The following is a 14,472-nucleotide window of genomic DNA, read 5'->3' as shown; positions in this document are numbered from 1 at the left end:
AATGGCTGGCCTAGACTTGCGGTTGGGGATGTGGGCGATGTACATGCCGACACTTAACAATATAACGACATGTTTGTAAAGCCGTAAATACATTGTTACATGCCTACGCGTTCGGGCGATTTATGGCTTACTTCAATTACATCAACGACTTACATTGATGGTGCGTGGAAGATCCGTCGGGACAAATTGTCGTTCGCTTCAGACAATCGTTCTTCCAGGCTGTTAGCCGCGTTCTCGATCACCCTGAGCATCCCTTGCGGGGTCTCGGAATGATGAGCCGCATAGGCGCGTCGGCCTTTCAGGACGAAACAAGGACTATCGTCCGATGCTGCAGGGATCGAGAGATCGAGATCGAAACCGGCAAACTGCCCCACCGACCGCTCTTCTCGCACAGCCTTCCAGCCGATCTTTCGGGTTCTGGCTTCGAGGTAGTGCCGTTGGAGTGCCTCTCCCGCCGCTGATCGATTGGTATAGTGCTGGCCGTCGATCACCATGCTGAAGGGCTTACCCCGTACATCGCTCCGATCGGCGAGGTCAGCTTCGATCGATCCAATCCGTTCCCGGATCTTCGCGATTCTGCCGGGCAAGGTCGCCGACTCCTGCTGGTTCGACCATCGCTGGTTGTCCCATTGGGATTTCAGAAAACCAAGCTTCGCCACTTCGGCATCGATGCCTGCCTTTTCCATCACCAGCGGGTTGCCCGATGCCAGGGCTTTCACCTCGGCATAAGACAGCGCCGCCAGTTCGACGTCCTCCGCACTGCGCATGCCGGTGTCCCCGCGCATCACCTGGGCGATAAAACGTGCCTTGGTTTCGAGGGTCTGCCAGAGGTAGGCGTCGAACGAGGCCTCGGTGACATAGCGAACGATCCGCACTTCTTCGTTCAGGTTACCCTGTCGAATGATGCGTCCCTCCCGCTGTTCCACATCGGCCGGTCGCCAAGGGGCGTCCAGATGGTGCAAGGCCGCCAGTCGGGTCTGGACGTTGGTGCCCACCCCCATCTTCAGGGTGCTGCCCAGGAGGATACGAACCCGCCCTTTCCTCGCCGACTGGAACAGTTCTGCCTTGGCGGCATCGCTGTCATAGTCGTGGATGAAGGCCACCTCCTCTGACGGCCCCCCCCGCTCGACGAGCTTGGCCCGAATGACGGGATAGACACTGAACCGTCCATCGTCCGTCGGCGTGCCGAGATCGCAGAAGAGCACCTGTGTACCGCGGAACGCTGCGGTTTCCCGCCATATCCCATAGACCCTGTCCGCACACTGATTGAGCTTGCTGTCCGGATCTTCCCGGCTGGCAGGATCGACCAGTCGCATGTCCAACGCAGCCTTGCGGCCATCGTTGGTCACCGCCAGCATGTTGTCTTCGCTGGGCATGACCTGGCCGTTGCGGATCGCTTTCGCCCGCGCGACCAGCGTGGTCACGAAGGCCTTCAGTTCCGCGCTGGGCTTGGCTGCGATGGTTTCCAGGTGGTGCCTGGGTACCGGCAGCTGCAGCATTTCGGCGGTGCGGATATCGGCCACTTCCCGGAACAGGGTCATCAGCTCAGCGCTGAAGCATGACTGCGCCAGCCCAGTACTGGCAAGGCGTTGCGGTGGGCAGGCAAAAAAGGTTTCGCACAAGGGAGCTAGACAGCCGGGGGGACTTCTGGCAGGATAGGTGGAGGGTCATTGGTCCACGTTTCAGCCGGAGGTATCGTGGTGGTTGCAACGAGCGAAGGGGAGTGGGTGCACTGCGGTCGCGTATTCAGCGCCGCGGAGATCGCCGAGGTGTGCGGGACGGTGGCGTGGCTTCCGGGATTGGCGCGCAAGGAGTTGGCGGCGACGGTCTGCGAGCACCTGGGGTGGACCACTCTGACAGGGACGGCGAAGATCAGCGCCTGCCTGGAGTTTCTGGAGCGTTTGCAGGCGGCCGGGCTGCTGACACTGCCGGCGATAAGGCCGTCGTCAGCACGCCGTTGCGCGCCGCCCGCGGCACCCGTAGATACGGTCACCGGGGAGCTTCCCGTGCACTGCGCCCTGTCGGCACTCGCACCGGTCTGCCTGGAAGTCGTTCGCGACGCGGCGTTGGTGGCGCAGTGGGATGCGCTGGTGGCGCGCTGGCACCCACTGGGTTTCCAGGGGGCCTTCGGCTACCGCCTGCGCTACTTCATCACGGCGGGCGACCGGCGGCTCGGCAGCGTCCTGCTGGCCGGCGCTGCCCGCGCGGTCGCCGTGCGCGACCGCTGGATCGGCTGGACGGCCCAGGCCCGCCGCGAGAACCTGGCGCGGGTGGTGAACAACAGCCGCTTCCTGATCTTTCCCCACGTCCGGGTGCCGCATCTGGCCAGTCATGTGCTCGGACAACTCGCGCGCCGCGCACGCGCGGACTGGCTCGATCACTGGGGCTTCGAGCCCCTGTTGCTGGAGACTTTCGTCGATCCTCGTCACTATACCGGCACCTGTTACCGCGCGGCCGGTTGGCAGTTGCTCGGGGCAACCAGCGGGCGCGGGCTGGCCCGCCCCGGCCAGTCGTATCGCAGCACGCCCCGCCAGGTGTGGCTCAAACCGCTGAGCGCCGATTGTCGCGACCGGCTGTGTGCCGCCCCTGGGAGCTCCCGGCCATGAGCAAACCCTGCCGTCGCCCGACACGCGCTGCCCTCAAGGAGCTGCGCTCAGAGAAGAAACGGCAGGAAAAGGCACTGAACGCGAAACGGCGCGCGAGTGGACAAGTCCTCCACTCCCCCACTTCTCTGCCCAACCGATGCTCAGCCTTCGCGACCGTCGGCGAGGAAAGGGAGGCCCGCGAGGACGCCGTGAGCAAAAAGACGCGTCTCCTGCGCAAAGAGCTACCCGCCTTGCTCGAGCAACTGGAACAAATTCCCGACCCGAGAGACCCCAGGAAGCGCCGCCACAAGCTGACCGCGCTGCTGCTTTACGGTCTGCTGATGTTCGTCTTTCAGTTCTCCTCTCGGCGCGAGACCAACCGCGAAATATCCCGTCCCCAGTTCATGGCCAACCTCCACCTGCTGTTCCCGGAGATCGAGACCCTGCCACACGCCGACACCCTGTTTCGGCTGCTGCGCGACATCGACCTTGACCACCTTGAGCAGGCCCACGTCGATCTGGTGAAGCGGCTGATCCGCGGCAAGAGCTTCCGCCGCTATCTGATCAACCACTGCTACCCCATCGCCATCGACGGCTCGCAGAAGGTCGCCGGCGACACCCTCTGGGCGGAGGAACTCCTCCAGCGCACCGTCGGCAAGGAGGAAACCCGCCACACCCAGTACTTCGTCTACGTCCTCGAGGCCAGCCTGGCTTTCCACAACGGCCTGGTCGTCCCACTGCTCAGCGAGTTCCTCGAACACGCGCTGGGCGATACCGAAGCGCAAAAGCAGGACTGCGAGCTGCGCGGCTTTGTGCGCTTGAGCGACCGGCTCAAGACGCTGTTCCCCCGCCTGCCGATCCTGCTCCTGCTCGACGGCCTTTACGCCAACGGGCCGGTGATGCAGCGCTGCTTGCGCGCCCACTGGCAGTTCATGATCGTGCTTAAGGACAAGGATTTGTCCACGGTCTGGCAGGAGTTCCGCGCACTCCACGCCCTGAAGCCACAAGCCGTGCAGCGCGCTTGGGGAAGGCGCCGACAACACTTCAGCTGGGTCAACGACATCGACTACGCCTTCGCGGCCAACGGGCGTCAGCGTCTCAAGCTGAACCTGGTGGTCTGTGAGGAAAGCTGGGAAAAGATCGATGAACAGGCCAGGACCGTCACCGAAACATCGCGCCACGCCTGGCTCTCCAGCCAACCGCTCAGACAAGACAATGTCCATGAGCGCTGCAACCTCGGTGCCCGCCACCGTTGGGGCATCGAAGCGGGCTTCCTCGTCGAAAAACATCAGGGCTACCACTACGAGCATGCCTTTGCCCTCGACTGGAATGCCATGAAAGGCTATCACCTCCTCATGCGCCTGGCGCATGTGTTCAATACCCTGGCACGTTTCACCCGGCAGTTACGCAACCTGTATCAAGAACTCGGTGTGCGCGGCGCCATCGCCTTCATCCGTAATTCCTGTGCTGCGCCCTGGCTTGACCCAGCACGCCTGCGTCTGCTTCTCGCCGAACCGTTCCTGCTGCAACTCGAATAACCTTGCCCAGGCCTGCCCAACACATCTTCCCAAGCGCGGCGCACCCCGCGCCGGGAAAGGCTCGCCTGGCGATCGTAACGGAGCTCCCTCGACCTCTCCTGTCCCACTGACTGAACACCAAACCCCCGCGCCGCAAGCGCTCCCTTGCCGCTAGCCAACCCCCATCTGGCCGCCTCGGCGGCGAAAGTGGGCGTAACCGGCAAGTGCTGTCGATTCGGGGAGGTCATGCGTCAGGGCTGTCATCAGCTCCGGTAAATTGACGAAGCGTGCGAAACGCGTGTTCATGCGATAGCCACTCCCATCCGGCGACAACTCCAGCGCCGTGACCGATTCCCCGAAGTTGCCCGCCCAGGTGTCGAAGTGCGATAGCTGATGGGTGTCCAGCGTCGCCGGCTGCAAGTAGCGTTGCATGGTCCACATCTCGGCCATCGAGTTCGAAACCGGTGTCCCGGTCGCGAATACCACCCCCGAACGGCCACCCTGCTCGCCCATCACATGGCGCGTCTTCACGAACAGATCGAAGGCGCGCTCTGAGTGGCTGTTCGGCAAACCCGCAACCCGCGTCATTTTGGTGAAGCGGTACAGGTTCTTGAAGTAGTGCGCCTCGTCGACAAACAGGTAGTCGATGCCCAGTTCCTCGAACGTGAGCAGGTCATCCTTTTTCGAACGAGCCGACAGCTTCTCCAGCCTGGCGAGCCAGACCTTCTTGGCCCGCTCCAACTCCTTGACGATCCGATTCCCCCGCTGCTCCGATGTCGAGGCCCGGATGGCGCGCTCGATTTCGTGGACACGCGCTTTGATGAACGATGCCATGGAGGCGTCGCTCATCTTGATCCTCTCGAAAGAGGCATGGGTAATCAGCACGGCATCCCAGTCGCCGGTAGCAATCCGGGACAGTAACGTCCGGCGTTGGTCACCGGCCAGGTCGTCCTTGCTGGCCATCAGGAGGTTGGCCCCCGGATAGGCGCGCAAAAACTCCGTCGCGAACTGCTCCAGCATGTGGTTGGGCACCACGTAGCACGGCTTGCTGGCTCGGCCGAGGCGCCGCAACTCCATGCCGGCGCAGACCATGGTCAGGGTCTTGCCGGCACCGACGACGTGCGCCAGCAGGGTATTCACCCCGCTGGAGACGATTCGCCAGATGGCGTCCTTCTGGTGCCGATGAAGCGCGTACACCTCGGAGAACCCCGGTAAAGAGAGCCCTGAACCGTCGAACGTCCGCAATCGAACCGCGTTGAACTGGTCGTTGTAGCGCCTGACCAGCCGCTCGCACCGTTCGGGATCGGCGAACACCCAGGATCGGAACTGCTCCTTGAGTGCCTGCTGCTTTTCCCTGGCGACGAGGGTTTCCTTCGGGTTCACGACAGACCGCTCGGTGACCGGATCCCGGTCCCGAATTGTCGGAACCATCTGGTTCAGGCTGATCAGGAAAAGCTCACCCGCCGTCATGCGCCCGGTGCCGTAGGTTTGCGTCGAGGCGACCGAGCGTTCGCCTGGCCATGGCACGTCGATGTTCCACGCACCGGCCTCGGCATTGAACTCCACCGTGCAACCCTCGCATTCCAGGAGATGATCGAGGAATGCGCCGTAGTCACGCGAGGGGATCCAGGTCGAGCCAATCCGGGCATCGATTTCACCCGGCCCCAGGTCCGTCGGGATGACCGCCTGCAGGGCTTCGACGTTGGGGAGATAGGCTTCCCCGGCCGTTTCCGCCATCGCCAGCTTGTCGCGCACGTTGCCGGAGAGATAGGCATCGGCGGTTTCCCAGTCGCCGGATTGCGGATCGAGAAAGATCAGGCCACGACCCGCCAGATCCGGGAGAAACTGCTCAACCGCCTGCCCCAGCAAGGATGCCATCAGCGTCGGATTGACGCGTCCGCGTTCGTGCAGGGAGACCAGCAGCGCTTCGTCGGCCGACGAACAGCGCTCCACCTTGCGGACCGCGCCCACCGTTCTGCGGGAGAAGATGTCCGCCTTCTCGGCCGTGCTGCTTTCCCGATCGAAGTCCTCGAGGGAGAGCAGCAGCGGCAGATCCGGATCCCCCTTGAACGCCCGCTTGTTGACCGTCGCGTGGAGAATGCCGTGTTGCGCCACGAAGGTATCGTAGGCGGTGTTCAGGGCGGCCCGGTGTTCGCCGAGTCGACCATCGTCCGCCGTGACGGGCTGTAGGTGCAAGAGCCGGCGTGCCATATCGCGAATCGCCATCAAGCCGCGAATCCGCCGGGCGGTTGATAGCGTCGCGTCGATGACCCGCAACGCATCGCCTTCCGAGATGGCCAGGCGGCCATCCGGGGTCAGGCAGTACGCGCCGGGCTTGACGAACTCCGGTGCAGCGACAAGGCTCTCCCGCGGCATCGACAACAGGTTCTCGACGGCACGAGGGAGATACACGTCCTCGGGCAAGCGGGCAACGCGCTCTGTCAATGCGCTGCCAACATCGCCGTCAAAGATCGCCGCATTGGCCGGACCGAAGCCATTCGACTTGAGCCCCATGCGACCGATCAGCAGGTCCGGATGGTGGACATACCAACTCGAGACGAACAGGCGTCGATCCGTGTCACATATCGACCGCGGGGCTTCGCTGACGCCGATCCAGTCGCCGGCGGCCTGCTCACCCTCCGCCAGTTTCTGGAGGAAGACAATATCGGTCGTGACATCGGTGTTGGCAATCTGCGAGAACGTGCCGGACGGTAAACGAATCGCGCCGAGGAATCGGGCCCGGTCACGGATATGGCGCCGTGCCCGGTCATCGCCCTTGTCGAGCGTCCCGGCGGAGGTGATGAATGCCACCAGTCCACCGGGGCGAGTCACCTCCAGAGCGCGAGCAAAGAAGTAGTCGTGGATGAGGAAGTTGGCATACGGCACATTGCGGTCCTCGGGCACCGGGTAGTTCCCGAAGGGAACGTTCGAGATCACGAGGTCGTACCAGTCCTTCGGCAAGCGCGCTTTTTCGAAACCGACCGCGAGGGTCCTCACACCATGAGGACCATACAGGCCCGACAGGATGCGCGACGACACGCGATCGATCTCGACAGCCGTCACGTCCGAGGTTGCGGCCAAATCTCTTGGCATCGCCCCGATGAAGTAGCCGACGCCGGCAGAGGGTTCCAGCACACGGCCGCCGCGAAAACCCAACCGGCGAACGGCGCGCCACATCGCCTCGATCACGAAGACTTCCGTGAAGTGGGCGTTGACGACACTCGCCTTGGCGCTTTCGTAATCTTCGCCCAACACATCGGGCAGGGATTGGGCTCTCGCCTTCCACGCCCGATCGTCCTGATCGGGATTGAACGCCTTGGGAATGCCGCCCCATCCGGTGAACCGGTTGAGGACGGCGCGCTCGTCGTCGTGGGCAGCGCGGTTCTCTGCGGCCAGGCTGGAGAGGAGCGCGATGGCCGCCAGGTTCGCTTCGAACTTGGCGACGTCACCACGAAGACTCGCATGCAGCGCAGGGTCGAGTGGGTCCCAGAGACTGCGAGCTGGCCCCGTTGCCGGAGCCGGAGAGCACGTCGGTTCGACGAGCGGAAAGGCGATGATCTCCGCCGTCTGGCCTGCAGCGAGCACTGCTTGCGAATCTTGAGGAGCAAAGCCCGGCAGCCACAGAGTGGTCTGGGCGAGTTGAGTGAGTTTCACGTGGGTCTCCTTGAAAAGCCGGAGACACGTACCCCTTCCGGGGTGTGTCACCGGAAGGGTGGAATCAACAACATGGGTCATGGCGCGCCGACTCTCGCCAGGCGCCACGGCTTCGCTGCAAACTTGCAGCCTCTTGACACCTCTCGCGTGCGCTATTGACCCATTGCGAGGTCGTCCTCGCGGTTCATGAGTCCCAGATCGACGAGGTACTGCTTCAGTCCATCGAGGTCGCGGCGGTACAGCATCCAACCGTCCTCGAAGATCTGGAATCCGTGGATCTCGAAAATGGTTTTTTTACGCGGGTTACGGACGTCGGCGGAGAAGCTGCCGCGCTCGTCCAGGTTGATGAAGTACCGATAGCCGGTGCTCCGGGGTACTTGAGTCATGACGCCTCCGTGAATCGTGCGAAAGACGCCATGCCCCGCTGGAGGCTCGCGCCCCCGCGTGGGGTGGTAGAAATGCTGTTTGTTTGTAGCGGCCAGCTACCGCTTTTCAGGTCCCATCCGACGGATGGGTCCAGAATCCGCTTTCCGCAAAGGGCTGCGTCAACCCTCTTGGGAAAGCCCGGCGTTGCCGCCGGAGGTTTATAGGGAATCGCGTCGCCGATAACGCTCCAGCACTCGACCCCAAATCACTTCGGGATCGAGGCCAGAGAACGCGCAGCACGCGTAGTACGAGAAGGCGTTCGAGCACTCCCTCGGGGACAGCCAGTCGAGGATCTCCACCCGTGTGGTGGCGCAGACCCTCGAATCGAACAGAGCGCGCAGCGACTTGTGCAGCAGGCGCCTGTGGAGCCTGACGAGGTCATCGTCAGCCCACGGGTAACCTTCGTCAGGTGCCTCTGCTCGCTGTGCACGGACCGACGCCTTTCGTCGTGGGCTCGGGCCATCGGCCCTGGATAGAGACACCGCGATCGCTTTCTCGCGGGGCGCTCATTTCGCTACGCCGACAATCGCACTGGCCGGTGAAGCCGTGTCGGTCAACACTGCCTTACGGCTGCGATAGGCGCGAAGCAACTGCTCAAGATCGCCGTCGTCGGCGGCGTCTTCAGCCTTGGCGTAGCGTTCGTCGAGGTCATCAACGGATGCGGCCTGGCTGATGCTGGTGAGGAGCACATGGAGCGGCGGGTTGGCGCCTTCACGACCGGACTTCTGGTCGCCCGCCCCCGCCTCGTTACTCTTCGATTCACTTGATTCGTCGTCGATGATCGGAGCCCAGGAGCCGTCGATCGCCTCGGCCATCCCGATGTTCTGGGTCTTACCGCGTTCGTTGAGTTCGTCCATGGCCAGTGCCATGGCCAGCTCCGGCGATTTCGGTAGCAGATTGCACAGGCGGCGAATGGCCGTCTTGAGGCCCATCGGGACGAAATGCGTGTCCCAGGGACTCTCTTTTCGGTTCTTCTTCGCCATCTGGTACCCGCGGGAGTGGTCACGTACCCACTCGACCTGCTCCTTCGACAAGGCGTGGAAGGTGCGTGAGCCATCCGTGAACACCGCGACTGCGTAGAAACCGGCGATCGCTCCGCGCTCGTCGTCGGACGCCGGAAAGCCGTTCTTCTTCAACGGCTCGTGCATCAAGGAACGGTTGAGGCCCAGGACGATGTCGAACTTGTCGTTGATCCGCACTTCGTGCGCATAGATGTCCTGCACGCTGCCGCTGTTGCGCGCGAGTTTCACGAGCCCCTGATAGCCGGGAATCAACTGGCACTGGCTACCGAAGGCGACGAGATGCGCTTCGCCCATCAGGCCGATTTGCAGACCGAGCTGACAAGACTGGATGACCGCCGCGACGACACTGCGTGGCTCCACTTCAGACAGCTTCGGATTCATGCGAAACGCAGTCAGTGCGATCCGCGCCATGCGCTCCGCACTGAGATGCTTGGGCAGCGCGCGGGCGATTTCGCCCTTGAGCTGTTCGAGCATCGCTGGAAAAGACACCACGCTGGTCGTATTCCCCTGGCGGGCGCTCTGGATGTTACGCAAGGTTTGAGACATGGTTTCCTCCAAATACAAATGGCGGAGACACCATGCCTCCCGGAGCGGGGACTGGTCTCCCCGCCGGGGTTGATAAACTAAAAATAGCCGCCGATCAGGCGGCGTCGAACTCGAAGGCGTCGGCGTTGGCAGCCCAACGCGGTAGCGAGATCAATTCGATCTCACCCCCGGGCTGGTAAGCCGGCCAGCTGCCAGAATCCTGGCACCACTTCAGAAGCTGCAGTGCTGCCCGGTACTTCTTGCGACCGACCTCGATGATTTCGGGGTCAGCCCGGTAAAGCGCCACGGCATGGGGTGCCTCCTTCTCGACGGCGACAAAGAGAAAGGGCAGCTCCGTGCCGGTCACGGCTTTCATTCCATCGACGTAGAACGCCGCTTGAATGTCGTAGCCGAGGTTGGCGATGGCGCGAGAAAAGCCCCGACTGCTGGCATCGACACAGCTCTTGAGATCGACCACGGCCGTCCCGTTGAACCAGTCCGGACGACAGCGACAGGGGATCCCGGTGAGCGGGTCTGTCCAGAACGCCGACAGCTCGGCTTCTCCTTGCTTGAACAGGCGGGCCGCCCCCTCGTGCGCGTGAACGGCGGCGCGCACTCGGGTCAATGTCGCCAGGTCGTCGGAAGTGATCAGGGTTTTGCCCTGATTCTCTTGCTCGAAGCGGGCGGCGGCTTCCTTGCCTTCCTTGGTGCGGCGATCAAACTTCTCGACCACTGCGAACTCTTCGGAAAAACGATCCGGTTCGAGGACGTGGGTGTGAACCGCGGTACCAAACGCCATCGCCGGCGTGGGTGGCGACGGATGATCGAGGGCTTCGCGCAGATGCGCGGGGCTCTTGAGCAGTTTGATGATTCCCGAATGGCCGATCGATTGATCCGCGTGGTATTGCTTGGCCGGCATGCGCAGCAGGCCAGGATGTTTGACGTCCATGGTGCCTCCAGAAGAAAAAAAGCCGGAGTCACCTGCCCCTTCCGGAGATGGCCTCCCCGGCTGGGTGGATGAAAATGCTGTTTGTTTCGTGCGGCCAGCTACCGCGACTTGCTCGGGCGAAGAATCGCTCGATCAAAGGCTGCTTTCCGGAGGGCGCTTTGGAAACGCACTCGGGAAAGCCCCGGCAAGCCGGGGCGTGGTTCAGTTCGCTGCTTGTTCTTGCTTCGAGAGGATCAGAGCCCGTCGGAGCAGCCGGCGGGTTTCCGGGTCGGTGCGCCCTGCCTGGAGTCTCTGGTGGAGATCGCAAGCACGCGCCATCGACAGCGCCGAAAAAAGCCGAACGAGAAGCGGGTTGGATTGCAGGACTTGATCGTGTGCGGGGTCGAAAGCCATCTTCAGAGCCCCAGCGCGCGAATGATCGGACGGCTGATGATCCAGCCGGTGATGCAGCAAGAAAGAAGAACGAGTGCCATGAGATGCCTCCATTAAGAAATAAAGGGCATCCCTCCCCTGATGCGGAGGCGATGCCCCGCAGGGGGATGAGCGTTCAGGCGATCACTTCAAACGAAGCCTCACCGCTCTTGGCGGGATCGATGTCGATCCCGGTCCGGCGCTGGTAAGCCGGTCGGTCGTATTGCTGCCAAAGGGTGCTCGTGACCTTCACCGGTTCGGACGCTGCCGTCGCTTCGGGTCTACGGTTCAACAAGCTCTTGAGGCCTTGTGCTGAGTAACGGAGAAACGACAGCAGCAACTGAAGCCCTGCCAGCATGGTGATGACGAGAATGACACGTTCCATGAGCGAACCTCCTGAGGTGAAGGACGGTCGGCTCCCGGCCCGGGAGAATGACCGTCCGGTGGGGAAAAGACGTGACGACCTGCTCAGAACGGCTCCATGGCCGGCACTTCGTCACCGGCTGAACTGCTTGCCTGATTAGACGAGACCGTGTCGGCACGAAGCGGGACGGAACCCGATGCTTTGGCGTCTTTCGCCGATGGACGAGCACCGAGCATCTGCATCTCGCTGGCGAGGATCTCGACGACGTAGCGATCCTGACCTGCGCTGTCCTGCCACTTGCGGGTCTGGATGCGGCCTTCGACGTAGATCGGGGAGCCCTTTCTGAGGTACTCGCCGACGACTTCGGCGGTACGGTTGAAGAAGATCACGCGGTGCCATTCGGTGGTTTCCTTGCGTTCACCGGACGACTTGTCCTTGCTGATCTCCGTCGTCGCGATCCGGATGGTGGCAATCGCTTCTCGGTTCTGGGTGTAGCGAACCTCGGGGTCGGCGCCGAGATGGCCGATGAGGGTGACTCTGTTCAACGAGGGCATAGGGCCTCCTGACAAGGAAGGCAGGGACGCCGCCGTATCCTGACGGGGCTACCCCGCCGGGGGTTGGAGAGAATGCTGTTTATGAAGAAGGCCAGCTACCTTCACTTCGATCGTCATAGACGGAACGAGAGATGGCTGAATTCTCTGCCGCTACGGTCGTCGCAGGAGTTTGAAATGCGTCGCTTCTGGGCGCTTTTCGAAGGTCGCGCTCGCAGTGCAAGCGATACGCTGGGCTTGATCGACACTCCGGGAGACGGCAAATGGCACAGCGACAGCGGAACGATTCGACGCATATTCCATCGGTCCGGCAGGACAACAGCCGGCCTTTCCTGACGCAGAAGGCCGTGCTCAATTCACTGCACGCGAAGCAGACCTTCGACCGTGGCTACGAGATGTGCGCCAACGCGCTGTTCTCGTTGAGCGTGGTCTTGAGATTCATCGGGAGCGAAGAGCAGGCGCAGGAGGTCGACGCCTTGGTCGATAGTCAGATCGACCAGACTCTGGACGAGATTCGCAAGGAGTCGCTGCGGCTGAAGGAAGTTGCCGAGGGCAATGGCATCGAAACTGCGATCGGCTACACCAGTGCCAAGACCATCGATGTGCAGATCACCTCGCCGCGCTCGATCAGGTACCTGGCGATCATCCGCGAGTTCGACGGGATGATGGCCCACCTGGATGCGCTCTGGCTGTCATGCGTCATCACCGACAGCCAATACGCGCTCGGAGTCTATGAATGGAAGCGGCGGATTCTTCGTCTGGCCGGACAGATCCGGCAGCTCGCTACGCGTGCGGTGCTGGCGGCACGGCGGAAGGAGACGGGTGGGGTGGTTGCTGAAGAGAAAGAGCTTCCGGCTGTGGAGCATCGCGATTTGGAGACGGCAGGCACCCCGGACGAGTCCTCGCAGACAAGGTAACTGGCGATCAACACCTCAGGGAACCGAGCGGTTCAGCGTTCGCGTCAGCGAGCACGGCGCCAGATCTGCCGGACCAGTCTGACGTGTGGCGTTGCTGGCGAGCTCAGATAAGTGGCGTCACACTCCGGCGCTTTTATGACGGTACCCGAGGCAGCGATGTGACATCGTCTAAGTTATCTCGCCCGAGCAGGTCAAGCAGCTCTCCGAGGCTCCTCCAGGCATTCTTCTGCTCTAATGTCAGGTCTTGGCGCTGATAGATCCGAACCAGTCTGTTTTGCTGAACGTGATTAAGGCACTTTTCAATTACGTCTGGACGGATACCGAGCATACCCATCAACGTGGCTCCAGTTCGCCGTAGGTCGTGCGGCGTCCATTTCCCCCGTGGAAGAATTAGAGATGACACGTTACTACTGCGGTTGCTCAGTGCTGGTCTGTCACCCCGCTGGCGATCGCCGATCTGCTTGGCCAAAGACTTGAGGCACAGGTGATTGCTCTTATCGTGCGAAGGCAAGACCCAAGGACATCTAATTTTCACGCCTTCCGCGTTGAAGGAAGTAGCCGTGATGTCGCGAAGCTCCTTGAACCGATCGACCGCGAAATCGGACAAGAACACCGTGTGCTCCTTGCCATTCTTGGCATCTTCTGGGGGGATGCGCCAGACGCCTTTTTCAAGATCAATCTGATCCCAACGGGCCATCGACAGCTCGCCAACGCGACAACAGGTCGCGAGGATGATCCAGACGGCCAGTTCCGATGTCTTTGCCATTCTGGCCGCCGACAGCTTGCTCTTGAGCAAACGAACCTCGTCCTCACTCAATACTCGGCTACGCTCGACTTTCTTGCCAAAGTCATCGCGTTTCATGTGGCTGCTCGGATCAGTAGTTACGAGGCCACGAACGATGGCGAAGCCGTACATCTGGCGAATGTCGCCGAGGAGGTTGCGAGCAAGAATGCGGGCGCCTCTTTCCACAACGTTGTCAAGTACCTGAGCGACCATCGGCCTCGTGACATCCTCCGCCGCAACATCACCCAGGCTGGGGAACACGTCTTTCTCGAACGATCTTCTTGCTTCTTTGCCGGCATCCTTCCGCGCCGACAACTCAAGCCTTTCCCAGCGATCAAAAAGAGCCCGAACGCTTAGGCGTGACTTGAAAGATTCGGCCTCAGCAATCCGGCAGTTGAGCTTGGCTAGCTCCTCCGCTTGCACCGCCCGAGCAGAGAGCTTCCGCGTGCGCGCCTGTTCAGTTGGATCCAAACCCTTACTGACGTAGGCAGCGGCATCCGCTCGCACCTGACGGATCTGGGCGAGCGAGTCTTTTGGCCAAGTCCCGCAGGTGTAGTCTTTAACCTGACCGCCGAATCTGTATCTCCAGCGAAACATGACCGAGGCTCAGGGCCTCCGCACTCGGATAGCATAGTGTTTATTGTCATACTCGATCAGCGGAAAATCGTTAAAATTCACGAGCTTATGACAACCACTTGTAAACCCTACTGAAATCAGGTCTACTCTCGTCTTTTGGACAACCGAAATGACTGTGACGACGGGAGTGA

The 14,472-nt window shown here is 61.7% G+C and carries 11 protein-coding genes; 3 read left to right on the top strand and 8 right to left on the bottom strand.

Going from position 1 to position 14,472, the window contains the following annotated elements; all coding sequences use genetic code 11:
• Positions 1 to 149 precede the first annotated feature (149 nt).
• On the bottom strand, positions 150 to 1,622 hold the full coding sequence (locus QZ656_RS14635; RefSeq protein WP_291994090.1) for a helicase-related protein: 1,473 nt from the start codon (positions 1,620 to 1,622) through the stop codon (positions 150 to 152).
• Between the two features lie 75 nt (positions 1,623 to 1,697).
• On the opposite strand from QZ656_RS14635, the gene QZ656_RS14630 reads away from it, so the two are divergent.
• Together QZ656_RS14630 and QZ656_RS14625 are read left to right on the top strand one after the other, a co-directional pair.
• A complete protein-coding gene (locus tag QZ656_RS14630; RefSeq protein ID WP_291991618.1) occupies positions 1,698 to 2,606 on the top strand; it encodes a DUF4338 domain-containing protein in 909 nt (302 codons plus the stop codon).
• A complete protein-coding gene (locus QZ656_RS14625) occupies positions 2,603 to 4,123 on the top strand; it encodes a transposase family protein (protein WP_291991619.1) in 1,521 nt (506 codons plus the stop codon). The genes QZ656_RS14630 and QZ656_RS14625 overlap by 4 nt, the downstream gene beginning before the upstream one ends.
• Before the next feature lie 150 nt (positions 4,124 to 4,273).
• Here QZ656_RS14625 and QZ656_RS14620 read toward each other — a convergent pair whose 3' ends face one another.
• The 6 genes from QZ656_RS14620 to ssb form a co-directional block, all read right to left on the bottom strand.
• Entirely contained in the window at positions 4,274 to 7,756 is a 3,483-nt protein-coding gene (locus QZ656_RS14620; RefSeq protein WP_291994089.1) for a DEAD/DEAH box helicase family protein, read from the bottom strand.
• 152 nt (positions 7,757 to 7,908) lie between these two features.
• Positions 7,909 to 8,142: a hypothetical protein gene (locus tag QZ656_RS14615; RefSeq protein WP_291994088.1), complete on the bottom strand. Its 234-nt coding sequence runs from the start codon at positions 8,140 to 8,142 to the stop codon at positions 7,909 to 7,911.
• Between the two features lie 546 nt (positions 8,143 to 8,688).
• Positions 8,689 to 9,750, bottom strand: a complete 1,062-nt coding sequence (locus tag QZ656_RS14610; protein ID WP_291994087.1) for a recombinase RecT — start codon at positions 9,748 to 9,750, stop codon at positions 8,689 to 8,691.
• Positions 9,751 to 9,844: 94 nt separating this feature from the next.
• Positions 9,845 to 10,678, bottom strand: coding sequence for a PD-(D/E)XK nuclease-like domain-containing protein (locus tag QZ656_RS14605; RefSeq protein ID WP_291994086.1), 834 nt, complete (start codon positions 10,676 to 10,678; stop codon positions 9,845 to 9,847).
• A 547-nt stretch (positions 10,679 to 11,225) separates the two neighbouring features.
• Positions 11,226 to 11,474 (bottom strand): hypothetical protein, encoded by a 249-nt coding sequence (locus tag QZ656_RS14600; RefSeq protein ID WP_291994085.1) that lies wholly within the window; start codon positions 11,472 to 11,474, stop codon positions 11,226 to 11,228.
• Positions 11,475 to 11,557: 83 nt separating this feature from the next.
• Positions 11,558 to 12,007, bottom strand: coding sequence for a single-stranded DNA-binding protein (gene ssb, locus QZ656_RS14595; RefSeq protein ID WP_291994084.1), 450 nt, complete (start codon positions 12,005 to 12,007; stop codon positions 11,558 to 11,560).
• Between the two features lie 344 nt (positions 12,008 to 12,351).
• Here ssb and QZ656_RS14590 point away from each other — a divergent pair, with 344 nt between their 5' ends.
• Positions 12,352 to 12,921: a hypothetical protein gene (locus QZ656_RS14590; RefSeq protein ID WP_291994083.1), complete on the top strand. Its 570-nt coding sequence runs from the start codon at positions 12,352 to 12,354 to the stop codon at positions 12,919 to 12,921.
• A 133-nt stretch (positions 12,922 to 13,054) separates the two neighbouring features.
• On the opposite strand, the gene QZ656_RS14585 is transcribed toward QZ656_RS14590, so the two are convergent.
• Positions 13,055 to 14,302, bottom strand: coding sequence for a site-specific integrase (locus QZ656_RS14585; RefSeq protein ID WP_291994082.1), 1,248 nt, complete (start codon positions 14,300 to 14,302; stop codon positions 13,055 to 13,057).
• Positions 14,303 to 14,472 lie beyond the last annotated feature (170 nt).

It is taken from the genome of Candidatus Accumulibacter sp. ACC003 (genome assembly GCF_907163085.1).
Classification (GTDB): domain Bacteria; phylum Pseudomonadota; class Gammaproteobacteria; order Burkholderiales; family Rhodocyclaceae; genus Accumulibacter.
The sequence above is the reverse complement of the archived record's forward strand: the minus strand, read 5'-3'. Positions and strand labels throughout refer to the sequence as shown.